At 35.7% G+C, this 23505-nt stretch carries 15 protein-coding genes, 2 tRNA genes and 3 rRNA genes; 9 read left to right on the top strand and 11 right to left on the bottom strand.

The window, feature by feature from the left end; all coding sequences use genetic code 11:
• Nucleotides 1-2: 2 nt before the first annotated feature.
• The 8 genes from HYN56_RS00170 to thrS all read right to left on the bottom strand — a co-directional run bounded on the left by HYN56_RS00170 (nt 3) and on the right by thrS (nt 8263).
• Complete coding sequence (locus HYN56_RS00170) at nt 3-1790, bottom strand: ATP-binding protein (protein ID WP_109190346.1); 1788 nt, start codon at nt 1788-1790, stop codon at nt 3-5.
• Nucleotides 1790-3514: an ATP-binding protein gene (locus tag HYN56_RS00165; protein ID WP_240622633.1), complete on the bottom strand. Its 1725-nt coding sequence runs from the start codon at nt 3512-3514 to the stop codon at nt 1790-1792. Before HYN56_RS00165 ends, HYN56_RS00170 begins: the two co-directional genes overlap by 1 nt.
• Nucleotides 3515-3681: 167 nt before the next feature.
• Nucleotides 3682-4116 (bottom strand): carboxymuconolactone decarboxylase family protein, encoded by a 435-nt coding sequence (locus tag HYN56_RS00160; protein ID WP_109190345.1) that lies wholly within the window; start codon nt 4114-4116, stop codon nt 3682-3684.
• Between the two features lie 79 nt (nt 4117-4195).
• A complete protein-coding gene (locus HYN56_RS00155) occupies nt 4196-4768 on the bottom strand; it encodes a Crp/Fnr family transcriptional regulator (protein WP_109190344.1) in 573 nt (190 codons plus the stop codon).
• A gap of 155 nt (nt 4769-4923) precedes the next feature.
• Nucleotides 4924-5268 carry a 50S ribosomal protein L20 gene (rplT, locus tag HYN56_RS00150; RefSeq protein WP_008464948.1) on the bottom strand — a complete coding sequence of 115 codons (345 nt, stop codon included), beginning with the start codon at nt 5266-5268 and terminating at the stop codon, nt 4924-4926.
• A 181-nt stretch (nt 5269-5449) separates the two neighbouring features.
• Nucleotides 5450-5647, bottom strand: a complete 198-nt coding sequence (gene rpmI, locus HYN56_RS00145; RefSeq protein ID WP_007810722.1) for a 50S ribosomal protein L35 — start codon at nt 5645-5647, stop codon at nt 5450-5452.
• A 98-nt stretch (nt 5648-5745) separates the two neighbouring features.
• On the bottom strand, nt 5746-6294 hold the full coding sequence (gene infC, locus HYN56_RS00140; RefSeq protein ID WP_091497511.1) for a translation initiation factor IF-3: 549 nt from the start codon (nt 6292-6294) through the stop codon (nt 5746-5748).
• 22 nt (nt 6295-6316) lie between these two features.
• A complete protein-coding gene (thrS, locus tag HYN56_RS00135; protein ID WP_109190343.1) occupies nt 6317-8263 on the bottom strand; it encodes a threonine--tRNA ligase in 1947 nt (648 codons plus the stop codon).
• A gap of 1141 nt (nt 8264-9404) precedes the next feature.
• Between thrS and HYN56_RS00125 the strand changes: the two genes are divergently transcribed.
• The 6 genes from HYN56_RS00125 (at nt 9405) to pafA (ending at nt 16533) form a co-directional block, all read left to right on the top strand.
• Nucleotides 9405-10918, top strand: a 16S ribosomal RNA gene (locus HYN56_RS00125).
• A gap of 126 nt (nt 10919-11044) precedes the next feature.
• Nucleotides 11045-11118, top strand: a tRNA-Ile gene (locus HYN56_RS00120).
• A 92-nt stretch (nt 11119-11210) separates the two neighbouring features.
• Nucleotides 11211-11284, top strand: a tRNA-Ala gene (locus HYN56_RS00115).
• 136 nt (nt 11285-11420) lie between these two features.
• Nucleotides 11421-14301, top strand: a 23S ribosomal RNA gene (locus HYN56_RS00110).
• 187 nt (nt 14302-14488) lie between these two features.
• A 5S ribosomal RNA gene (gene rrf, locus HYN56_RS00105) occupies nt 14489-14598 on the top strand.
• The 16S, 23S and 5S rRNA genes sit together here with 2 tRNA genes alongside, the layout of an rRNA operon.
• Nucleotides 14599-14913: 315 nt before the next feature.
• Nucleotides 14914-16533, top strand: a complete 1620-nt coding sequence (gene pafA / locus HYN56_RS00100; protein ID WP_109190341.1) for an alkaline phosphatase PafA — start codon at nt 14914-14916, stop codon at nt 16531-16533.
• Between the two features lie 124 nt (nt 16534-16657).
• Here the strand turns inward: pafA and ald are convergent, their stop codons facing one another.
• Nucleotides 16658-17776, bottom strand: a complete 1119-nt coding sequence (gene ald / locus HYN56_RS00095; protein WP_109190340.1) for an alanine dehydrogenase — start codon at nt 17774-17776, stop codon at nt 16658-16660.
• 200 nt (nt 17777-17976) lie between these two features.
• Here ald and HYN56_RS00090 point away from each other — a divergent pair, with 200 nt between their 5' ends.
• Nucleotides 17977-18435 carry an Lrp/AsnC family transcriptional regulator gene (locus tag HYN56_RS00090; protein WP_109190339.1) on the top strand — a complete coding sequence of 153 codons (459 nt, stop codon included), beginning with the start codon at nt 17977-17979 and terminating at the stop codon, nt 18433-18435.
• Nucleotides 18436-18494: 59 nt separating this feature from the next.
• Here HYN56_RS00090 and HYN56_RS00085 read toward each other — a convergent pair whose 3' ends face one another.
• Together HYN56_RS00085 and HYN56_RS00080 are read right to left on the bottom strand one after the other, a co-directional pair.
• Nucleotides 18495-19943, bottom strand: a complete 1449-nt coding sequence (locus HYN56_RS00085; protein ID WP_109190338.1) for a glyceraldehyde-3-phosphate dehydrogenase — start codon at nt 19941-19943, stop codon at nt 18495-18497.
• A 191-nt stretch (nt 19944-20134) separates the two neighbouring features.
• A complete protein-coding gene (locus HYN56_RS00080; RefSeq protein ID WP_109194679.1) occupies nt 20135-21535 on the bottom strand; it encodes a trypsin-like peptidase domain-containing protein in 1401 nt (466 codons plus the stop codon).
• A 325-nt stretch (nt 21536-21860) separates the two neighbouring features.
• Between HYN56_RS00080 and HYN56_RS00075 the strand changes: the two genes are divergently transcribed.
• Entirely contained in the window at nt 21861-22388 is a 528-nt protein-coding gene (locus HYN56_RS00075) for a GNAT family N-acetyltransferase (protein ID WP_109190337.1), read from the top strand.
• A gap of 16 nt (nt 22389-22404) precedes the next feature.
• On the top strand, nt 22405-23445 hold the full coding sequence (mltG, locus tag HYN56_RS00070; protein WP_109190336.1) for an endolytic transglycosylase MltG: 1041 nt from the start codon (nt 22405-22407) through the stop codon (nt 23443-23445).
• Nucleotides 23446-23505 lie beyond the last annotated feature (60 nt).

Raw genomic sequence — 23505 nt, 5'->3', positions numbered from 1 at the left:
TCTTATATAGGAAATGAGAAATTTATTTTAAACGCTTTTTCTAACGCTGTATCAAAATTAAGAGTTCCTTTTATTGTTTTAATACGGTTTTCCACATTTTGTAGTCTTTTTTCTAAAATATTATTTTCTGAATTGATTTCACTACTATTGTCAGTGTATTGAATTGCTATTTTTTTGCCTGTTTCTTTTACAATTATACTTACCAGACTTGAGCTATCAGATTTTTTCATGTTGAATAATAATTCTTGTAAAATTCTGTACAGTATTATTTTTTTGTTTTTGTCAATTGAATTCCAGGATATAGTATCAAAGCCATTTAATATGATATTTACATTTTCAGTTTTGTATTCTGAAATCATTTCTTTTAAAACAGTCAGGTATCTTTCATCTGTTGGGATTTTGCTGTTTTCTCTTGATATATTCCTGGTTTTAGAGTAAATAATATTCAAATTATTAAGAAGCATTTCCTTATTTTCTTTGTTTTCTAAATCATTATTCTGAACAAATAATAAAGTTTGAAATATATTTAAGTTAAGTTCATTATCCAGTTGATTTGATATTCTCATTTCGCTTTTAAAAATCGCATCATTTTTTTCCCGTTTACTTTTAGAAGTGATATGGTATATTAAAAAAAGTAATATGAATAAACTAAAAGAGATTACTACATAAGAGATATAACTTCTGTTTTTTTGTCTTTGAAGTTTTAGCTCGTTTTCGACCTTAAGATTTTTAAGTTCTAAGTTTTCGCCCTTATCCTTCTGTGAATTATATATAATATCTGCGAACTGATTTTTTGCTTTTTTTCTACTAACAGTAAGACTATCAAGCATTCTACTGTAAGCTTTGAAATGATTTTTAGAGTTTGCAGCATTGTCGGCCTCAATTAAATAGCCTAACATACTAATTTCGTAGGATTTAGAATTTGACTTTTTGGCATAATAATAAGCTTTCTCTATATTAATTTTTTTGAGCTCAGGATTATTATATTTTTTGTAATATTTATAAAAAGCATAATAACAGGTAATTAGTTCGTAGTCATCATTTAAAGTAAGAGCTACTTTTAGACTTTCATTAAAGCAATCAAAAGCTTCTTGCTTATGACCACCAAGATAGAGGTAGGAAAGCCCCAAATTATATAATTTAGCGGTACGTTGAAAAGCTGTATTTGAAGGAGTAATTTTGTCCTCGATATTCAGCCAGGCTATCGGTTCTAGTAGGTCTATAGCCTCCTGATATCTTCCTTGTTCCATGTAAATAAAGGCAATTTCAGATATTATACGTGATTTTCTAAATGTAGAGAAGGCCTTTTTTAATGCTTTTTTATGATAATATAGTGCTTTTTCATAGTCGAAAGTAGAATGATAATTATACGCCATAAATGTATAAGCATTAACAGCATACTTCACATTAGTTGTCTTGTCTAAGTATGGAAAAGCTTTTACGAGTGTAGTTTCAACTTCATTATAATCGCCATGTCTTTGTAAGATCTCTGCAATATAGTTTAGCGATTCCACATAATAGTCGGCATAATTCTCTTTTGGTTCACATAATAATCGAGTTTTATTAAAATAAAAATAAGCACTGTCACTTCTTTCATTGTCCCAAAAAGCATGTGCCTTTTTCAGTGTTTGTTTTATTTCTGGTAAGGGATCGCTTTTGCTATAACTTAAGGGTAGTTTTTTAGGAGCCGAAAATTTCAGAGAAAAATAAACAGCTAGAATTACTCCGCAAGTTAACAGGCAGAAAAAGATGATTTTTTTGTGGAAAAGGTTGCGTATTTTTTTTGACATTATACAGGGAATTTAATTTGTACTTTAAAACCTTCTCCTAAATCTGAATAAATTTCAATTCCGCCTTTAATAGAATAAATTCGATTCTCGATATTGTGTAAACCATTTTTTAAAACCATTTTATTTTTGTCAGTTCCTTTCCCATTATCAATATAATTTAGGATTATGAAATTGTCTAACTCCTTAAAAGTTATTGCGACAAGGCTTGCATCACTGTGTTTTTTCATGTTTACAAGCAATTCCTGTACTGAACGATAAACCACTGTTTTTTTGTCTTTATCAATTTCGCTCCAACAAATACAATCCAAGCCATTTATTAAAAGATTAATTTGAGGGGTATTAAAACTAGAAATCATCTCTTTGAAAGAAGTGCTAAAATTTTGAAAACTTGTTGCTAGATTATTATCCTTCGAAATATTTGTTGTTCGTGAATAAATATCTTCTAATCGTTTTAATAAATGATTCCTGTTTTCTTCTGAAGAAAGATTTCTGTTCTCTGCAAATGCAAGTACATGGTAAATATCATTAGCAAGTTCATCATGTAATTTCTTTGAAATTCTAGTTTCACTTTTGTAAGTAGCTTCGATTTTTTGACGATTTGCTCTTACTGTTAGAAAAAAATAAAGAAAGACAATTAGGCAAGACGCTACGATAATTATGATGTAAAAAGCAATATTTCTGCTTTCTTGTTTGGCTAATTGAAGCTCGTGTTTAATTTTTTGAGCGCTTAATTTTAAATTTTCCTCTTTTTCATTTTTAGAGTCATATTTGATTTTTGCAAGCTGATTTTTAGCTTTTTGCCTTTCCATATAAATGCTGTCTGATATATTTATATAAATAAGCGCATTTTTTTTAGATTCAATGTGCGAGCTATTATTTTCTATAATGAATTGTAAAGCAAGTAAGCTATCATCGGTGTTTCCGGATAAAGTATAATTTTTATAGCTTAATTTTGCATACTTCATTGCTAGATCAGCATTTTGATTTTGATAATATTCACAAAGATTGTAGTACGTTTTGCCTAAACCATTAGTGTCATTTTGCTGTGACTTTATTTTTATGCTCTTCTCAAAAAACGACAAAGCTTTAGGAGAATTAAGTTTGAAATAGCAGTAGCCTATATAATCCAGTATTTTAGAATAATTTTGGGGATTTTGCTGAACAAGTTTTTCATTGCTTAATGAATGGAAAATAGAAAGCGCTTTGCTAAATTCTTGCTGTTTTAGATAAATAACTGCAATATTATTTTTTGCCTCAAGTTTGTTAATCTTATCAGTCTGAAGGGTAAATGCTTTAGAATAATAATACATAGCAGTTGGATAATCATATGTGTAAAAATGATTTCTTCCTAAAACACTATAGATGTTCCATACATAATTAGGTTCTTTTATTTTATTTAAGTAAGGGATTGTTTCTGCAGCTGTCTTATTGCTTCCAATAAAATCTTGATAAGCTTGTTGAATTTCGGCCATGTAATACATACAATAAATGTAACTTTTTACATCTTCATTAGGATTGCATTTTGTTCTCGCTTTATTGTAAAAATAAAATGCGCTATCTAACTTTTTATTCTTGTAGAATAAATCAGCTGAATGTATTATCTTTTCTATTTTGACCTTATCATTTGTAATTTTCGCCGTATTTTTTTTTGTGTTTTGACAGGCAAAAAAAACTATAAAAATTAGAATTATATATAGTGAAAATGGTATTCTTTTTGGTATCATGCGCCAAAAATATATATTTCTGAAAATCCTGAAAGAGTATAAATACGGTATTTTAAAATATTTTCATTGTGCGTTTTTTTGGGTTCTGATTTTTAATTAAATACAAAAAGCCCTTTATTCATAAGGGCTTTTGAGCAGTAATAGCTTGTAAATATTCTCTTTATAAATTATGATGCGCGCATTCCGGTAGTAATAGCTAATCTGTTCCAGGAGTTAATTGTAATGATTGCTAAAAGTATTTCGGCAAGGTATTTTTCATCAAATAATTGAGCTGCATTTTCATAAACTTCATCAGAAACATGATTACCAATTAAAGTTACTTGTTCTGTTAAAGCTAAGATTGCTTTTTCTTCTTCAGTATAAACATCAGCTTCACGCCAAGCGCTTGTTAAGTAAATTCTTTGTTCAGAAATGCCATGTTTTCTTGCATCAGCAGTATGCATGTTGATACAAAATGCACAGCCGTTAATTTGCGAAGCACGGATTTTAATTAATTCTTTGTGAACGGGAGTTAATGAAGTTGTAGAAATATATTTTTCTAAATTCATTAAAGCTTGATACGCTTCAGGGGCAACATTCGGGATAACAATTCTTGATTTCATTTTTATATGTTTTAAAAGTTCATTACAAAGGTCAGTAATCAATACTCTTAAAAACTTGAACTACTTCAAGAAAAACATTTTACACTTTTCCGGCTCTTATTTTACTCATAAATTCAGCAGAGAAATCTAAATAGGAGGCAAGCATATATTGAGGAACGCGCTGAACAAAGTCAGGTTGTTGGTTTTTAAAATGATTGTATCGTTCTTCAGCCGACATGGTAAACAAAAACTTAATTCGCATTTGAGCCGCGCCAAATGCCTTCTGAGCAACGATACGAAAGTATTTTTCAAGATTTGGAATTTGAATCAGTATAGACTCTAAAACAGATTTTTCAATTGCAATTACTTCTGTTGTTTCAACAGCCTGAATGTAAAAATGTGAAGGAGTATGATTATGATAACTTAGATAATCAGTAATCCACCAATTTTCGACACCAAATTGAAGAGTTTGTTCTGTTCCTTTTGGGTTAATAATATATTGACGCATGCAGCCTTTTACAACAAAATACATTGTATTGCAGATTTGTCCTTCCTGCAAAACATGATCTTTTCTTTTGATTTGTGAAATGCTTAAACAGGATTCTAATAAATCAATTTCTGAAGGTCCAAGATGAATAAATTTTTGAATATGGTTGAGAATTGCGTCGTGCATTTGAAATTTTTTGTTGCCGTAAATTTACTTTTTTTAATTTAAATATAAATCTAAAGAGATTTACAGATAGTTATAAAAACAAAAAACCATCCCGTTTAGACGGGATGGTTTTTTTATAATAAGTAAGTAATCTTAAATTGAGTTTATAAAACGTTTTACTTTACTTTATTAAGAATAGCTTTGAAAGCTTCTGGGTGGTTCATAGCTAAATCTGCAAGAACTTTACGGTTCAATTCGATTCCGTTAGCTTTAACTTTCCCCATGAATTGAGAATAAGACATTCCTTCTAATCTAGCTCCAGCGTTGATACGTTGAATCCATAATGAACGGAAATTTCTTTTGTTTTGTTTTCTATCGCGGTAAGCGTAGCTCATCGCTTTCTCTACTGCATTCTTAGCAACTGTCCAAACGTTTTTACGTCTTCCAAAGAAACCTTTGGCTTGCTTCATTATTTTTTTTCTTCTTGCTCTTTTAGCAACTGAATTTACCGATCTTGGCATAATTTTAATGTGTTTTTGTAGCAGGCGTCCTGAATTGAATCAAAGGAACTTAAAGCCATACTCCAAGGTTATATAAATATTTTTTTAACCTAAAGAATTCTTTATGTTGTATATTGTATTAAGGTATATTGTAACAATGTCAAGGACAATTTTACATTATACATTTTACATTTTACAATAATTAGATAATTCTTAATTGTTGTTTAATGCTTTTCATATCTGTTGAGTGAACTAGCGCTGAGTGAGTCAAAGCTAATTTACGTTTTTTAGATTTTTTAGTCAAGATGTGACTTTTAAAAGCATGCTTTCTTTTAATCTTTCCAGAGCCAGTAACTTTAAAACGTTTCTTAGCGCTAGATTTTGTTTTCATTTTAGGCATTTTTCCTAGTGTTTTAATTTATTCTTACTTACTTATTTTATTGTTTCAAGTTTAAGGTTTCAAGTTCTTACTGAATACTCAAAACTGTAAACTGAATACTATTTCTTTTTCTTAGGAGCAATGAACATAATCATTCTCTTTCCTTCCAAAACAGGCATAGCTTCAACTTTACCGTGTTCTTCCAAATCCTGAGCAAGACGTAATAATAGAATTTGACCTTGATCTTTGTAAATAATAGAACGACCTTTAAAGAATACGAAAGCTTTTAATTTAGCTCCTTCTTTTAAGAATTTTTCAGCGTTCTTTCTTTTAAACTCATAATCATGCTCATCAGTCTGAGGACCAAATCTAATTTCTTTAACAACAACTTGAGAAGATTTAGCTTTTAATGCTTTGTCTCTTTTCTTTTGTTCGTAAACAAATTTCTTGTAATCCATTATTTTACAAACCGGCGGCTCGGCGTTTGGCGAAATCTCAACTAAATCCAATTCAAATTGGTCAGCTAAACGTAACGCGTCTGCGATTTTAAAAACGCCAGGCTCAATATTTTCACCTACAAGACGTACTTCCGGAACACGAATAAGATTGTTTATTCTGTGTGCATCTTTTTTTTCTACTCGAGGTTGAAAACCTCTGTTGCTTCTTATTGCTATGACTTTCTAATTTAAGTTAAACTGTAAATACTTTTAATGTCTTTTTTATTTCTTCATCTACAATCGAAGCAAATTCTTCGATAGAAACGGTAATATTACCTTTTCCTTCTTGTCCGTGACGACGAATAGAGATTGTACCATTTTTCTCTTCTTCCTCACCAACAATCAGCATAAATGGAATTTTTTGCATTTCTGCATCTCTAATTTTCTTGCCAATTGTTTCGTTTCGATTGTCAATTAGGGCGCGAATTTCGTGATTTTCTAGCAAATCTAAAACTTTTTTAGCATAATTTTCGTATTTCTCGCTCAAAGACAAGATAATAGCCTGTTCAGGCATTAGCCAAAGTGGGAAATTTCCTGCTGTATGCTCTAGTAAAATTGCTATAAAACGTTCCATAGATCCAAAAGGTGCTCTGTGGATCATTACAGGGCGATGTAATTCATTATCAGCGCCTTTGTAAGTCAGTTCAAAACGCTCAGGTAAGTTGTAATCTACCTGAATTGTTCCTAATTGCCATTGTCTTCCTAGTGCATCTTTTACCATGAAATCGAGTTTTGGTCCGTAAAATGCTGCTTCACCATATTCTACAACAGTATTAAGACCTTTGTCTTTTGCTGCATTGATGATAGCATTTTCGGCTTTTTCCCAATTTTCATCAGTACCAATATATTTATCTCTGTTTTCTTGATCTCTCAAAGAAATCTGAGCAGTAAAGTTTTCAAAACCTAACGAACCAAATACATATAATACAAGGTCAATTACTTTTTTGAACTCTTCATCCAGTTGTTCCGGAGTACAGAAAATATGAGCGTCATCCTGAGTAAACCCTCTAACGCGAGTTAAACCATGTAATTCTCCAGACTGTTCATATCTGTACACAGTACCAAATTCAGCATAACGCTTAGGTAAATCTTTGTATGACCATGGTCTTACATTATAGATCTCACAGTGGTGAGGGCAGTTCATTGGTTTCAATAAAAACTCTTCGCCTTCTGCTGGAGTATGTATTGGTTGGAAGCTGTCAGCACCATATTTTGCATAATGACCAGAAGTAACATAAAGTTCTTTCTGACCAATATGTGGGCTAACTACTTGCTCGTATCCGGCTTTCTTTTGAGCTCTCTTTAAGAATTGCTCTAGACGGTCTCTTAATGCAGCCCCTTTAGGTAGCCATAAAGGTAAACCCTGACCAACTTTCTGAGAAAAAGCGAACAATTCAAGTTCTTTTCCGAGTTTACGGTGATCACGACGTTTTGCTTCTTCAAGAAGTTCAAGATACTCAGTTAAATCTTTTTGTTTCGGGAAAGAAGTTCCGTAAACACGAGTTAACTGTTTGTTTTTCTCATCACCTCTCCAGTAAGCACCGGCAACACTCATGATTTTTACAGCTTTAATGATTCCGGTATTCGGAATATGGCCTCCACGGCATAAATCAGTAAAAGTGGCGTGATCGCAAAAAGTAATAGTTCCGTCTTCAAGGTTAGAAATCAATTCTGTTTTGTAAACGTTGTCTTTGTACATTTCTAATGCTTCGGCTTTACTTACCGGACGCATTTTAAAATCATATTTTCCTCTTGAGATTTCAAGAATACGGTCTTCGATCTTTTTAAAATCAGCCTCAGAAATCTTTTGGTCTTCAAAATCCACATCATAATAGAAACCATTTGCAATTGCAGGTCCAAGAGTTAATTTAATTCCTGGGTACAATTCCTCAAGAGCCTGAGCCATTACGTGCGAAGTCGAGTGCCAGAAAGCTTTTTTGCCTTCAGCATCATTCCAAGTATATAAAATAAGATTACCGTCGGTCGTTAATGGAGTCTCGGTTTCAATAGTTGTACCATTAAAAGATGCAGAAATAACATTTCTTGCAAAACCTTCGCTAATGTTTTTAGCGACCTCCATTGGTGTTACGCCCGAAGCGAACTCTCTAATTGACCCATCGGGTAAAGTAATCTTGATCATTGTTTATAATTTTGTGATGCAAATATAAGTGATTACTAAAATACATACAATATATATATGTATAAGATTGCTTTAATATATAAGATACTTATTGTGTGGCTTAGAAATGAAGTGGATTTCATTCCTACAAGCCGCCAGATTTTCAAAACCTGTCGGTTTTGTTTATTATATATATAATGGTGTAATTCCAATTTTCGGTAGAGACGCACCGCAGTGCGTCTAATGCGTATAAAGGACATGAAAGACAGATGAGATTTAAGAGATTGTAAATTGGAATTTGGAATTTGGAATTTGGAGTTTGGAGTTTGGAGTTTCAGGATTTGGGATTTAAATTTTGAGGAGCAATTTCCCGCTATCCGCTGCAATCTTTTTATGGTGAACCCCACCACAAAAAGGATTTCCGCTTCTATCGGGGCTATGGGATAGGTTTTCAGAAGAAATTCCGAGCAAAGAAGTGTGTTTTGGGAAGGAATAAGGAAGCAGAAAGGAAAAAACTCAGCGTCTCAGCGTCTTTTCGAGATTAAAAACAGCGTAAAAGAAAGCTTTGTGTCTTGGTGCCTTCGCGGCAAAACAGACCAAAGAACGGCAAAACAAGGAAAAACCCCACAGGAGAAGAAAAAACTTCAAGATGTAAACAAGCCGTTACCAGCAAGTTAAGAAAAAGGGCAAAAAAAAATTGAAAAAACATCAAGAAAAAGCTTGCGAAAGCGGAAAAAGGTGCTACTTTTGCACCCGCAACAGCGAAAACGTTCACAGAAATACTGACAGGAAACAAGGATCAAAAGAGAAGAGATTTTCAAAAAAAAGATTCGGAAAAGCTTGTGAGATTTGAAAAATGCTTTTACATTTGCACCCCGCAAATACGGGAAGTTCATTGAGGGATTGGGAGGAAAGGTTGAAAAACTGAGACGAAAAAAAAGTTTCAATTTTTTTTAAATTTTTCTTGCAGGAAACAAAAAGAATTTCTAGTTTTGCACCCGCTTTGAGAAACAAGCGAAGGAAACAAAATTACGTTCGTAGACATATTGAATTGACAGCCGTCTCGTCACAAGACGAGACAAAATAGAATAAGAGTAATAGAATCGAGAGATTCGAGACAAACCGACTGGAATAAGGCATCGACTATATAATATTAAAATATACGATGAAGAGTTTGATCCTGGCTCAGGATGAACGCTAGCGGCAGGCTTAACACATGCAAGTCGAGGGGTATATTTCTTCGGAGATAGAGACCGGCGCACGGGTGCGTAACGCGTATGCAATCTGCCTTTCACAGAGGGATAGCCCAGAGAAATTTGGATTAATACCTCATGGTATTATAGAGTGGCATCACTTTATAATTAAAGTCACAACGGTGAAAGATGAGCATGCGTCCCATTAGCTAGTTGGTAAGGTAACGGCTTACCAAGGCAACGATGGGTAGGGGTCCTGAGAGGGAGATCCCCCACACTGGTACTGAGACACGGACCAGACTCCTACGGGAGGCAGCAGTGAGGAATATTGGTCAATGGGCGCAAGCCTGAACCAGCCATGCCGCGTGCAGGATGACGGTCCTATGGATTGTAAACTGCTTTTGTACGAGAAGAAACACTCCTTCGTGAAGGAGCTTGACGGTATCGTAAGAATAAGGATCGGCTAACTCCGTGCCAGCAGCCGCGGTAATACGGAGGATCCAAGCGTTATCCGGAATCATTGGGTTTAAAGGGTCCGTAGGCGGTCCTGTAAGTCAGTGGTGAAAGCCCATCGCTCAACGATGGAACGGCCATTGATACTGCAGGACTTGAATTACCAGGAAGTAACTAGAATATGTAGTGTAGCGGTGAAATGCTTAGAGATTACATGGAATACCAATTGCGAAGGCAGGTTACTACTGGTTGATTGACGCTGATGGACGAAAGCGTGGGTAGCGAACAGGATTAGATACCCTGGTAGTCCACGCCGTAAACGATGGATACTAGCTGTTGGGGGCAACTTCAGTGGCTAAGCGAAAGTGATAAGTATCCCACCTGGGGAGTACGAACGCAAGTTTGAAACTCAAAGGAATTGACGGGGGCCCGCACAAGCGGTGGAGCATGTGGTTTAATTCGATGATACGCGAGGAACCTTACCAAGGCTTAAATGCAGACTGACCGATTTGGAAACAGATCTTTCGCAAGACAGTTTACAAGGTGCTGCATGGTTGTCGTCAGCTCGTGCCGTGAGGTGTCAGGTTAAGTCCTATAACGAGCGCAACCCCTGTTGTTAGTTGCCAGCGAGTAGTGTCGGGAACTCTAACAAGACTGCCAGTGCAAACTGTGAGGAAGGTGGGGATGACGTCAAATCATCACGGCCCTTACGCCTTGGGCTACACACGTGCTACAATGGCCGGTACAGAGAGCAGCCACCTCGCGAGGGGGAGCGAATCTATAAAGCCGGTCACAGTTCGGATCGGAGTCTGCAACTCGACTCCGTGAAGCTGGAATCGCTAGTAATCGGATATCAGCCATGATCCGGTGAATACGTTCCCGGGCCTTGTACACACCGCCCGTCAAGCCATGGAAGCTGGGGGTGCCTGAAGTCGGTGACCGCAAGGAGCTGCCTAGGGTAAAACTGGTAACTAGGGCTAAGTCGTAACAAGGTAGCCGTACCGGAAGGTGCGGCTGGAACACCTCCTTTCTAGAGCCCATTTTGTTAGCCTCAGGGCACGAATGGGAAACAAGATGCCACTCTACAGGTTTGGAATTTTAGATTGTATTACTCTTGCTGTTGATTTAAAAAATGATAAACAATTAAGTAAAACAGAGTCTCGTAGCTCAGCTGGTTAGAGTACTACACTGATAATGTAGGGGTCGGCAGTTCGAGTCTGCCCGGGACTACTATTTGACTTAATTAAAAGGAAATTTTAGGGGTTGAGACCTTATGAGCAATAATTCATAACTCATAACTAATAACTCATCACTAAAGAAATGGGGGATTAGCTCAGCTGGCTAGAGCGCCTGCCTTGCACGCAGGAGGTCAACGGTTCGACTCCGTTATTCTCCACTGATTTGCTCCAAGGAGTAGATAAAAGTTCATTGACATATTGAGATAAGAAAATAATAAGAAAGTAGAAAGCGTTTTTGTTATAAGTAACAAAAACAAAAAAAAAACGGTCTTGTTTTAAGTAACAAGATTGGTACAATAAGCAAAATAAGGGCGTATGGGGAATGCCTAGGCTCTCAGAGGCGAAGAAGGACGTGATAAGCTGCGAAAAGCTGCGGGGACGAGCACACATCGATCGATCCGCAGATATCCGAATGGGGCAACCCACTATGTTGAAGACATAGTACACCGATAGGTGGGCAAACCCGCTGAACTGAAACATCTAAGTAGGCGGAGGAGAAGAAAACAAAAGTGATTCCGTAAGTAGTGGCGAGCGAACGCGGATTAGCCCAAACCAATTATGTTACGGCATAGTTGGGGTTGTAGGACCACGACATTTTATGCATGCAGAACCGGAACCGGCTGGAAAGTCGGGCCACAGAGGGTGATAGCCCCGTATGGGTAATAAATGTAATGAATAGTGGTATCCTGAGTAGGGCGGGGCACGTGAAACCCTGTCTGAATTTGGCGGGACCATCCGCTAAGGCTAAATACTCCTGAGAGACCGATAGTGAACCAGTACCGTGAGGGAAAGGTGAAAAGAACCGTGAATAACGGAGTGAAATAGATCCTGAAACCATACGCCTACAAGCGGTCGGAGCCCTTAAGTGGGGTGACGGCGTGCCTTTTGCATAATGAGCCTACGAGTTAACGTTGCTGGCAAGGATAAGTGTTTAAGACATGGATCCGTAGCGAAAGCGAGTCTGAATAGGGCGCTTTAGTCAGTAGTGTTAGACGCGAAACCGTGTGATCTACCCATGGGCAGGTTGAAGCTGTGGTAACACACAGTGGAGGACCGAACCGGTTGACGTTGAAAAGTCTTCGGATGACCTGTGGGTAGGGGTGAAAGGCCAATCAAACTCGGAAATAGCTCGTACTCCCCGAAATGCATTTAGGTGCAGCGTTATTTTAGTTATATAGAGGTAGAGCTACTGATTGGATGCGGGGGCTTCACCGCCTACCAATTCCTGACAAACTCCGAATGCTATATAATGATTGATAACAGTGAGGGCTTGGGTGCTAAGGTCCAAGTCCGAGAGGGAAAGAACCCAGACCATCAGCTAAGGTCCCCAAATATATGTTAAGTTGAAAGAACGAGGTTTGTCTGCCCAGACAGCTAGGATGTTGGCTTGGAAGCAGCCATTCATTTAAAGAGTGCGTAACAGCTCACTAGTCGAGCGGACGAGCATGGATAATAATCGGGCATAAACATATTACCGAAGCTATGGATTTGCAAGCAATTGTAAGTGGTAGGGGAGCATTCCAGCAGGGTTGAAGGTGTATCGTAAGGTATTCTGGACCGGCTGGAAAAGAAAATGTAGGCATAAGTAACGATAATGCGGGCGAGAAACCCGCACACCGAAAAACTAAGGTTTCCACAGCTATGCTAATCAGCTGTGGGTTAGTCTGGTCCTAAGGCGAACCCGAAAGGGACAGTCGATGGCCAACGGGTTAATATTCCCGTACTACTTATTGCTGTGATGGGGTGACGGAGTGATGAAAGCGCCGCGAACTGACGGAATAGTTCGTTGAAGTACCTAGCTATAGGTCCTGTAGTGAAATGCGCAGGAACTGGTGAAATACGATAGTACTCGGAGTCTTCGGACAAAGAGATAGTGCGCCTAAGGGCTTCCAAGAAAAACCTCTAAACTTCAGGCAATAAGTACCAGTACCGTAAACCGACACAGGTAGTTGAGGAGAGAATCCTAAGGTGCTCGAGAGATTCATGGCTAAGGAATTAGGCAAAATAGACCTGTAACTTCGGGAGAAAGGTCGCCCTGAGCAATCAGGGCCGCAGTGAAGAGGTCCAGGCGACTGTTTATCAAAAACACAGGGCTCTGCAAAATCGTAAGATGAAGTATAGGGCCTGACACCTGCCCGGTGCTGGAAGGTTAAGAGGAGATGTTATCTTCGGAGAAGCATTGAATTGAAGCCCCAGTAAACGGCGGCCGTAACTATAACGGTCCTAAGGTAGCGAAATTCCTTGTCGGGTAAGTTCCGACCTGCACGAATGGTGTAACGATCTGGACACTGTCTCAGCCATGAGCTCGGTGAAATTGTAGTAACGGTGAAGATGCCGTTTACCCGCAGTGGGACGAAAAGACCCTGTGCACCTTTACTATAGCTTAGTATTGACCTTGGATAAATGATGTGTAGGATAGGTTGGAGACTGTGAAGCGGCGTCGCCAGGCGTTGTGGAGTCATTGTTGAAATACAACCCTTTGTTTATCTGAGGCCTAACCCCGCGTTGCGGGGGACATTGCTTGGTGGGTAGTTTGACTGGGGTGGTCGCCTCCAAAAGAGTAACGGAGGCTTCTAAAGGTTCCCTCAGTACGCTTGGTAACCGTGCGTAGAGTGCAATGGCATAAGGGAGCTTGACTGAGAGACATACAGGTCGATCAGGTACGAAAGTAGAGCATAGTGATCCGGTGGTTCCGCATGGAAGGGCCATCGCTCAAAGGATAAAAGGTACGCCGGGGATAACAGGCTGATCTCCCCCAAGAGCTCATATCGACGGGGGGGTTTGGCACCTCGATGTCGGCTCGTCACATCCTGGGGCTGGAGAAGGTCCCAAGGGTTGGGCTGTTCGCCCATTAAAGTGGCACGCGAGCTGGGTTCAGAACGTCGTGAGACAGTTCGGTCTCTATCTACTGCGGGCGTTAGAAATTTGAGTGGATCTGATTCTAGTACGAGAGGACCGAATTGGACTAACCTCTAGTGTATCTGTTGTCCCGCCAGGGGCACCGCAGAGTAGCTACGTTGGGAAGGGATAAGCGCTGAAAGCATATAAGCGCGAAACCCACCACAAGATGAGATTTCTTTTAAGGATCGTGGAAGATGACCACGTTGATAGGCTATAGATGTAAAGGCAGTAATGTCATAGTCGAGTAGTACTAATAATCCGTAAGCTTATGTACGAACTTTTCCCTCTCTGGTCCCAGACCAGGGAGGGAGGAAACTTTCTTAAACTTAATAAAACTTATTTGTTTCTTTATCTCAGTATGTTAAAATATTGTCCGCACCGCGGAAGGTTAAAGGTTATATGTTATGAGTCAAGCGTTTAAAACGAGAAACTATAAACAACAAACCAATAACCAATAACCTTAAGGTGGTTATTGCGGCGGGGCTCACCTCTTCCCATCCCGAACAGAGAAGTTAAGCCCGCCTGCGCAGATGGTACTGCAGTTTTGTGGGAGAGTATGTCGTCGCCTTTCTTTTAAGAATCCTCATCATGTTTTTGATGAGGATTTTTTGTTTTGCAGCACTTTTGGTTTTTTATAAAGAAGCCTAAAATCGTTCTTAAAGTACGATTGCGTTAGGGATGGGAGCGGCATCCTTTTGCTTTTTTCTTTAAAAAGCAAAAGATACAGCGGACAGCCCGACCCGGAGGGAAACGCCATAAATGTTTACCTTAAAGTTTCTTTTATTCAGTTTCTGTTAAATTATAGTCAATTGTCTGTCTTAGGTATTAATACTTTAGAATTTTAGAATCTGAATGAGTATTTTTGTGTTTAAATTATTGATTAAACATGAAGAAAAGTATTTTACTGTTTGCACTTTTTGTTATTACAAATTTGAGTGCACAACAACGTCCCAAATTAGTTGTAGGTATAGTTGTAGATCAAATGAAAATGGAATATTTATATCGTTTTTCAGATGATTTTTCCCCAAATGGTTTTAAGAAGTTAATGAATAATGGATTTGTATTCCAAAATATGCATTACAATTATATGCCAACTTATACTGCACCGGGGCATGCTTCTATATATACTGGTACAACTCCTGCTACTCACGGAATTGTGGGTAATGAGTGGTTCAGCAGATCGTTAGGTAAAGAAATGTATTGTACGGATGACGCTGGTGTGAAGACAGTAGGTGACGGAACAGCAGAGGAAGGGGCAATGTCTCCTAAAAATCTTCAAAGTACTACGATTACAGATGAAGTTCGTATGGCAACTAACTTTAATGGAAAAGTAATCGGAATGAGTTTAAAAGATCGTGGTGCAATTTTACCAGCAGGACATTTTGCTAATTGGGCTTTTTGGTACAGTAAAACGGGATCGTTTATTTCGAGTACTTTTTATGGTGAAAAATTACCAGAATGGGTAAATGAATTTAATAATGAAAAAAACTATCTTAAATATATAAATAAAGGCTGGGATTTGTATAAACCAGCTTCGGTTTATAATGAAAGTCTTCCGGATAATAATCCTTATGAAGGTAAATTGTACGGAAGTGCTGCTCCGGTTTTTCCGTATGATTTAAAATCGATGTACGAGAAGAATGATGCCGGTGTAATTCGTGCAACTCCTTTTGGTAATGATCTTTTGGCAGAATTTGCTAAAAGAGCTATTGAAAAGGAAGAATTAGGTAAGGACAATATCACTGACTTTTTAACAGTTAGTTTTTCTTCAACGGATTATGTTGGTCATTTACTTGGTCCAAGATCTATGGAATTGCAGGATACTTATTTAAGATTAGATGAAACTATAGCTGACTTTTTAGCATATTTAGATAAAACAGTTGGTAAAGGAAATTATTTATTATTCTTAACAGCTGATCATGCTGGAGCAGAAAATGTAATTTACTTAAAAGATCGTAAATATAATGTAGATAATTATCCTTCTAAAGAGGTTAAGAAAAGTTTACAGGATTTTTCAGTTAAGACTTTTGGAGTAGATTTAATTCAAAATTACTCGAATTTCAATCTTTTCTTTAATAAACAAATTATTAAAGATAAAGGCTTAGAATTAGCGCAAGTTAAAAAAGCTTTCAAAGATTTTTTAATTTCTCAACCTCAAGTTAAAAGAGTTTATACAGAGGAAGAGATTTTGGCTAATGCAGGAAATGATTATGCTTTAAATTTTGTAGCTAAAGGATATGATGTTACGCAAAATGGTGATTTAGTAATTGTGGATAGACCTGGGGATATTGAATATACCGCTACAGGAACATCTCATGGCACAATTTGGAGTTATGATACTCATGTTCCAGCAATCTTTTATGGTTGGGGAATTAAGAAAGGTGAGTCTTATGATAAAAAAGGAATTACAGAAATTGCTCCAACAATTGCTCAGAAAATAAAAGTTACTTTTCCTAACGGAACTGAAGCAAAAGTAATGCAGGAAGTTTTAGATACGAAAAAGTAATGTTTTAAATATATTTTATAAACCTGTTCTTTTAAGAACAGGTTTTTTTATATCCAAAAAAAGGCTTTCCTTAACTGAAAAGCCTTTTAGTAGTGATTTATAAGCACTTATTTTAGTAGTAGCACTATGCGTTTGCTAATGCTATTTCTTCGTTAAATGGAAGATTCCAAGCTTCAGCAACTCCTTTGTAAAGGATTTTTCCGTTAGCAACGTTTAATCCTTTTTTCAATTCTTCATTTTCAGCACATGCTTTCTCCCATCCTTTGTTTGCCAATTGTACAGCATAAGGTAAAGTTGCATTTGTTAAAGCTAATGTAGAAGTGTAAGGAACAGCTCCCGGCATATTAGCTACACAGTAATGAACGATATCATCAATAATGAAAGTTGGGTTTTCGTGAGTTGTTGGAGTACAAGTTTCGATACATCCTCCCTGATCAACAGCTACGTCAACAACTACAGTTCCCGGGCGCATTAATTTAAGCATATCACGAGTAATTAAGTGAGGTGCTTTTGCTCCTGGAATTAAAACCGCTCCAACAATTAGGTCAGCATCTTTAATTGCTCTTGTAATATTATAATGGTTAGACATTTCTGTATTTACGTTTGCAGGCATAATATCATCTAATTGACGTAAACGTGGCAAACTTAAATCCATGATAGTAACCTGAGCTCCTAAACCTGCAGCCATTTTTGCAGCCTGAGTACCTACGATTCCTCCACCTAAAACTAATACTTTAGCTGGCGGAACACCTGGAACACCACCTAAAAGAATTCCTCTTCCTTTTAATGGTTTTTCAAGGTATTTTGCTCCTTGCTGAATTGCCATACGACCTGCAACTTCAGACATTGGAACTAATAAAGGTAAACTTCTGTCTGTTTTTTCAACAGTTTCATAAGCTAAACAAACAGCTCCTTTTTCTAGCATTGCATGAGTTAATTCTTCAGAAGATGCAAAGTGGAAGTATGTAAATAATAATTGATCTTTTTTGATTAGTGGATATTCAGAAGCAATTGGTTCTTTTACTTTAATAATCATTTCTGCAATTGCATAAACATCTTCAATAGTTGGTAAAACTACTGCACCAGCTTCAGCATATTCTTCATCAGCAAAACCGCTTCCTAAACCAGCAGTTGCTTGAACATAAACTGTATGTCCATGTTTTTTCATTTCTGATACACCTGCAGGAGTTAAAGCAACTCTGTTCTCATTATTTTTTATTTCTTTTGGAACACCTATTATCATTTTGTTATATTTTTTGTTTTGTTGAAATTGTTTTTACAAATCTACAGATAGAGAAGAAATTATGGTTTAATGCTTGATAAATAAGAAAATATTATTTTATTTTTTACTTTTACAGAAAAATATTCTTTTTGAGTTCCTAAAATATTCTTCAAAAAGAAAAAATGACTGAATCTAACTGTTTTAAATAAAACGTTTTCGTTATGGCTTTAGATGAAATTGACAAAAAAATCCTACGTCTTTTACAGGAAGATGCGCACTACACTTTAAAAGATATTGCAAACAAAATAAACTTGTCTTTGACTCCTGTTCATGATCGAGTAAAACGTCTTGAAAAAGATGGAATTATAGAGAGATATGTTACCCTTCTGGATAAGAAAAAACTAGGAAATAATCTTACTGTTTATTGTCAGGTTACTTTAACAAAACAGACTTACGATACGTCTGAAGGTTTTAATCAGTCGATTTTGAATCTGCCAGAGGTTGTGGAGTGTAATTATGTTTCGGGAAACTTTGATTATATGCTGAAAATTATAATTCCTGATATGGAAAGCTATCATCATTTTCATCAAAAAAAATTATCCGTTTTGCCGGAGGTTTCTTTAATTAATACTGTTTTTGTAATTTCTGAAGTAAAAAGTACTACTGTTTTACCAATTTAAAATCATAAAAAACCACCAAGTAGTCTTGATGGTTTTCAGATAAAGTTAGTTTAGTTGAATTAATAATAAGTATAACGTCTTACTTTGGCAATATATTTTGCAAGACGAATTACCTGATGACTATAACCGAATTCGTTGTCATACCATATATAAAGTACAATGTTTTTTCCGTCTTTTGAAACAATTGTAGCATTACTGTCATAAATTGCAGGAGCAGAAGTTCCTATAATGTCAGATGAAACTAATTCATTGTTTAAAGAATATTTGATTTGCTCTACCAGTTCTCCTTCCAGAGCATATTTCTTCATAATTTTATTAATTCCGGCAATTGATGTTGCTTTTTTTACTTCTAAGTTTAAAACAACTAATGACCCGTTTGGAACTGGAACTCGAATAGCATTTGAAGTTAATTTTCCTTCTAATGAAGGTAATGCTTTTGCTACTGCACTTCCCGCACCTGTTTCTGTAATGACCATATTTAAAGCTGCAGCTCTTCCACGGCGGTACTTTTTATGCATATTATCAACCAAGTTCTGATCATTTGTATAAGAATGAATGGTTTCTAAATGTCCTTTTGTAACTCCAAGTGTATCTTCAATTACTTTTAAAACGGGTGTAATCGCATTTGTAGTACAGGATGCAGCTGAAAAAATATCAATTTCGTCAGGATTGTACTCGTTTTGATTTACTCCATAAACAATATTTGGAACTCCTTTTCCCGGAGCTGTCAATAAAACTTTTTCTACTCCGTTAGATTTTAAATGTCTTTTTAAAGCTTCTTCTGTTGTATAAGCTCCTGTATTGTCAATTAATAAAGCATCGTTAATTTCGTATTGGGTATAATCTATTTCTTCAGGTGCATTTGCGGTTATAATATGAACTGTAGTTCCGTTGATTATTAAGGCATTATTTTTAGAATCAGCAATTACAGATCCATGAAAATCACCATGAATAGAATCATAACGTAAAAGAGAAGCTCTTTTCTCTAAACTTGATGCGTCATTTTTATCTCTTGTTACAATGGCTCTGAGTCGTAATTGATTTCCTTTTCCGGTTTTAGACATTAACTCTCTTGCCAGTAAACGTCCGATTCTTCCAAAACCGTATAGAATAACATCTTTTGGATGGATCTCTTTTGATGATTTTGCTTTTTTTAATTTATCGATAACAAAATACCTTGCATCAGGATATTTTTCATCTTCCAGACCATATTCGTATGTTAATTTCCCAAGATCTATTTTGGCAGGTGGCAAATCTAAAGAAGCAACGACTCTGGCAATTTCTACAGAGTCAAATATGGTGATTGGTTTACCAACAAATTCACCTGCGTATTGATGAAGGTTGATAATATCACTGACATTTTTATCCAGTAATTGATTTTTAAATAAAACCATTTCTATTGATTTGTCATACCACAAATCGCTTATGATTTTAATTAATTCGACACCAGCTCTTCTTCGGTCGACTTGTAAGGATACCTCTTTTTGGTACAAAGATTTATTGTTCATAATTATTAAATTGAAATAATAAAACGCTCACTTATTTTATAATTTGGCGCAAAAGTATCTATTTCAATCGATTTCGTAAACTATTTTAGCATTTATTTTTGAAAATGAAAAAGCCACCTTAATTTTCTTAAGATGGCTTTTTGTTTTGAGTTACAATCTCAATTTAATTTTTATGAGACAGGAAATTGGGATTAAATAATAATTCTGAAAATCTCTCCGTTTCTATTAATCATTTCGATTCGCACACTTTGTCCTTCATCTTTTTTACTTAAAAGTTTAGAAACAGTTTCAACATTTGTTGCTTTTACATTATCAATACTCAGAATAATATTTCCTTGTAATTCATTTTGATATTGCATCAAGTTTTCATTCGTAATGTTTTTGATTTTTACACCATAATCAATTCTGAATTTTTTCTTATCAGCGGCATCAATGTTTTCTAATTCAATTCCTTTAAATTCGGCGCTGTAAAACTCATTTTTACTTAAAGTTACCGGAACTGTTTTCGTTTTTCCGTCTTTAATGTAAGTCACTTTTACAACATCATTAGGACGTTTTGTATTGATGTAACCTGATAAATCTGCGTAGGTTGAAATATTCTGATCATCCAGTTTTATAATAATATCTCCTTTGCCTAAACCAGCTTTTTCTGCACCCGAATTTTTAGAAACTCTATTAATGTAAAAACCTTGTGTTTCAGTTACACCTAATTCTTTCGAAGCTGTAGCATTCAATTCGCCACCTTCAACACCTAAAATACCTCTTTGAACATTTCCGTACTCCATTATATCTTCAATAATTTTTCTGGCAATATTAGAAGGAACTGCAAAAGAATAACCTACATAGGAACCTGTCATAGAAGAAATCATAGTATTAATACCAATTAATTCTCCTCTAGCATTGACTAACGCTCCACCGCTATTTCCCGGATTTACCGCAGCATCGGTTTGTATAAATGACTGAATACCACTTTGATCTAAATTTCTGGCTTTCGCCGAAACAATTCCTGCAGTTACAGTCGACGTTAAGTTGTATGGATTACCAACTGCTAAAACCCATTCCCCAACTTTTACACTATCAGAATTAGCGAAAGCAGTGTAAGGAAGTTTTTCATCTGCATTTATTTTCAACAAAGCAATATCCATTTTAGAGTCGGTACCAATTAATTTTGCTTTGTATGATTTTTTGTTGTTTAAAGTAATTTCGATTTCTGTAGCGTCTTTAATTACGTGATTGTTCGTAACGATATAACCGTCTTCAGAAATAATAACGCCAGAACCGGTTCCTACTTGTTCTTGTTGTTGTTGTCCGCCGTAACCGTAGAAAAATTCAAGCATCGGGTTACTTACAGTTCTTCTGGAAACATTTTTAACGTGAACAACGGTATGGATTGTTTTGTCTGCGGCTTCGGTAAAATCGACTGTTTCAGCTCCTAAACCAACATTTTTTCCATAAGAGTTTGGGGCAAGAGTTACAACAGAATTTCCTTTTCCAAAAAAAGAATTGTTGCTTTCAAATAATAACTTGTAAGCACCAAGAGTAATAGCACCACTCAATAATGACACTATAAATAAGGCTGAAAATCTTTTCATATTAAAATATGTAATTAAGTTATTAGAATTTATGTTCATGTTTTATTTAACGTAAAATTACTTCAAAAAATTATTTGGGAAAACGGTTTAACGCTCTTTAACAATGATTAACATTTCCTTAATTAATAGTTTGTATTTTTGTATTTTAAAGTGCAGGAAAATGTAGCTGTAATTTTATAATTAATAATGGAATTTGTAATAAATTAAGAATATTGTTGTTTTTATGATTGTAGTATTTCGCAAATGTGATTGAATATTTATAATTATTAAAGAGTCATTTATGGCTAATTTATCAGGAATGAACAAATAAAATCAAATAATATAAATGATAACATTAAAAGGAGAATCGATTTATTTGCGGGCTCTTGAACCAGAAGATCTGGAGTTTATTTATGCAATCGAAAATGATCAGAAAATTTGGGAAGTAAGCAATACACAAACTCCGTATAGTCGTTTTTTAATTAAACAGTATTTAGAAAACGCACATCAGGATATTTATGAAGCAAAACAACTTCGTTTAGCTATCTGTCAGGATGAAGATTTTCCGGCTCTCGGATTGATTGATTTATTTGATTTTGATCCGCGAAATAACAGGGCAGGCATTGGTATTGTAATTCAGAAAGAAGAAAATAAAAGACAAAATATTGGTTCTGAGGCTTTAGAACTTTTAATAAAATACGCTTTTTACAATTTAAACCTTCATCAGCTGTATGCAAATATAGGAGTAGAAAATGTAGCAAGTATCGCACTTTTTACTAAATTTGGTTTTGAGAAAATCGGAATAAAAAAAGACTGGATTTTGCTTCATAATCAATATCAGGATGAAGCCATTTTTCAACTAATTAATAAATAAATTTAAATTTTAAGCTTTGAGTCTAAAAAAAATTATCACGATAAGTGCTGTAGCCATAATTTCAGTTTTATTGATTTATGGTTTTATTTTAATCAGTAAAATTTTTAGTTCTAATACTAAATTCGAGAAACAAGAATTGTACTTGTACGTGCCAACTGACGCTAGTTATGCTGATGTTAAAAAGATATTGACTCCTTATGTCAAAAACTTTGACGATTTTGAGCTAGTGGCCGAAAAAAGAGATTATCCACAAAATGTAAAATCGGGTCGTTTTCTTTTGAAGAAGGGCATGAATAATATTGACTTAGTAAGAGCAATGCGTTCTAATGTTCCTGTAAAATTGGTATTTAACAACCAGGAACGTTTAGAGAATTTTGCCGGAAGAATTGGTTCTGAAATAGAAGCAGACAGTTTATCTTTATTAAAAGCAATAAAAGATTCTACTTTTTTAGCATCAAACGGCTTTAATGAAGAAAATGTTTTTGCCATGTTTATTCCAAATACATATGAGATTTATTGGAATACCTCTGCGGAAAAGTTCCGTGATAAAATGATAAAAGAATATCACAACTTTTGGACAGATGAAAGAATAGCAAAAGCAAAAGCACAAGGATTAACTCCGGTTCAGGCTACGATATTAGCTTCAATTGTTCACAAAGAATCGGTTAAGAAAGACGAAAGACCTCGTATTGCCGGTGTTTACTTAAACCGTTTACGTTTAGAAATGCCTTTACAAGCAGATCCAACTGTGATTTATGCTCTGAAACTTCGAGACAATAATTTTGATCAGGTTATTAAAAGAGTTTTTTATAACGACTTGGTAATGAAATCTCCATATAATACTTATCTAAACAAAGGACTTCCACCAGGACCAATTGCGATGCCAGATATTACAGCTTTGGAAGCGGTTTTGAATCCGGAAAAGAACGATTACATCTATTTCTGTGCAAGTGTAGATCGTTTCGGATATCATGAATTTGCGGCAACATTGGCAGAGCATAATGTAAATGCAAAAAAATATTCTGACTGGATCGCTAGTCAGGGAGTGACCAGATAATTTTACTGATAAAAAAAATACAGAAACCGAAGCTCAGTTTGCTTCGGTTTTTTTGTTCCT

This window comes from Flavobacterium crocinum (genome assembly GCF_003122385.1).
In the GTDB taxonomy this organism is placed as follows: Bacteria; Bacteroidota; Bacteroidia; order Flavobacteriales; family Flavobacteriaceae; genus Flavobacterium; species Flavobacterium crocinum.
Note: the sequence above shows the minus strand (reverse complement) of the source record. Positions and strands in the feature narration are given on the sequence as shown.

Bases quoted from the DNA above. Each gene is read 5' to 3' on its own strand.
- HYN56_RS00170 (WP_109190346.1), bottom strand. From the start codon at position 1,790: ATGTCAAAAAAAATACGCAACCTTTTCCACAAAAAAATCATCTTTTTC.
- HYN56_RS00165 (WP_240622633.1), bottom strand. From the start codon at position 3,514: ATGATACCAAAAAGAATACCATTTTCACTATATATAATTCTAATTTTT.
- HYN56_RS00160 (WP_109190345.1), bottom strand. From the start codon at position 4,116: ATGAAATCAAGAATTGTTATCCCGAATGTTGCCCCTGAAGCGTATCAA.
- HYN56_RS00155 (WP_109190344.1), bottom strand. From the start codon at position 4,768: ATGCACGACGCAATTCTCAACCATATTCAAAAATTTATTCATCTTGGA.
- rplT (WP_008464948.1), bottom strand. From the start codon at position 5,268: ATGCCAAGATCGGTAAATTCAGTTGCTAAAAGAGCAAGAAGAAAAAAA.
- rpmI (WP_007810722.1), bottom strand. From the start codon at position 5,647: ATGCCTAAAATGAAAACAAAATCTAGCGCTAAGAAACGTTTTAAAGTT.
- thrS (WP_109190343.1), bottom strand. From the start codon at position 8,263: ATGATCAAGATTACTTTACCCGATGGGTCAATTAGAGAGTTCGCTTCG.
- pafA (WP_109190341.1), top strand. From the start codon at position 14,914: ATGAAGAAAAGTATTTTACTGTTTGCACTTTTTGTTATTACAAATTTG.
- ald (WP_109190340.1), bottom strand. From the start codon at position 17,776: ATGATAATAGGTGTTCCAAAAGAAATAAAAAATAATGAGAACAGAGTT.
- HYN56_RS00090 (WP_109190339.1), top strand. From the start codon at position 17,977: ATGGCTTTAGATGAAATTGACAAAAAAATCCTACGTCTTTTACAGGAA.
- HYN56_RS00085 (WP_109190338.1), bottom strand. From the start codon at position 19,943: ATGAACAATAAATCTTTGTACCAAAAAGAGGTATCCTTACAAGTCGAC.
- HYN56_RS00080 (WP_109194679.1), bottom strand. From the start codon at position 21,535: ATGAAAAGATTTTCAGCCTTATTTATAGTGTCATTATTGAGTGGTGCT.
- HYN56_RS00075 (WP_109190337.1), top strand. From the start codon at position 21,861: ATGATAACATTAAAAGGAGAATCGATTTATTTGCGGGCTCTTGAACCA.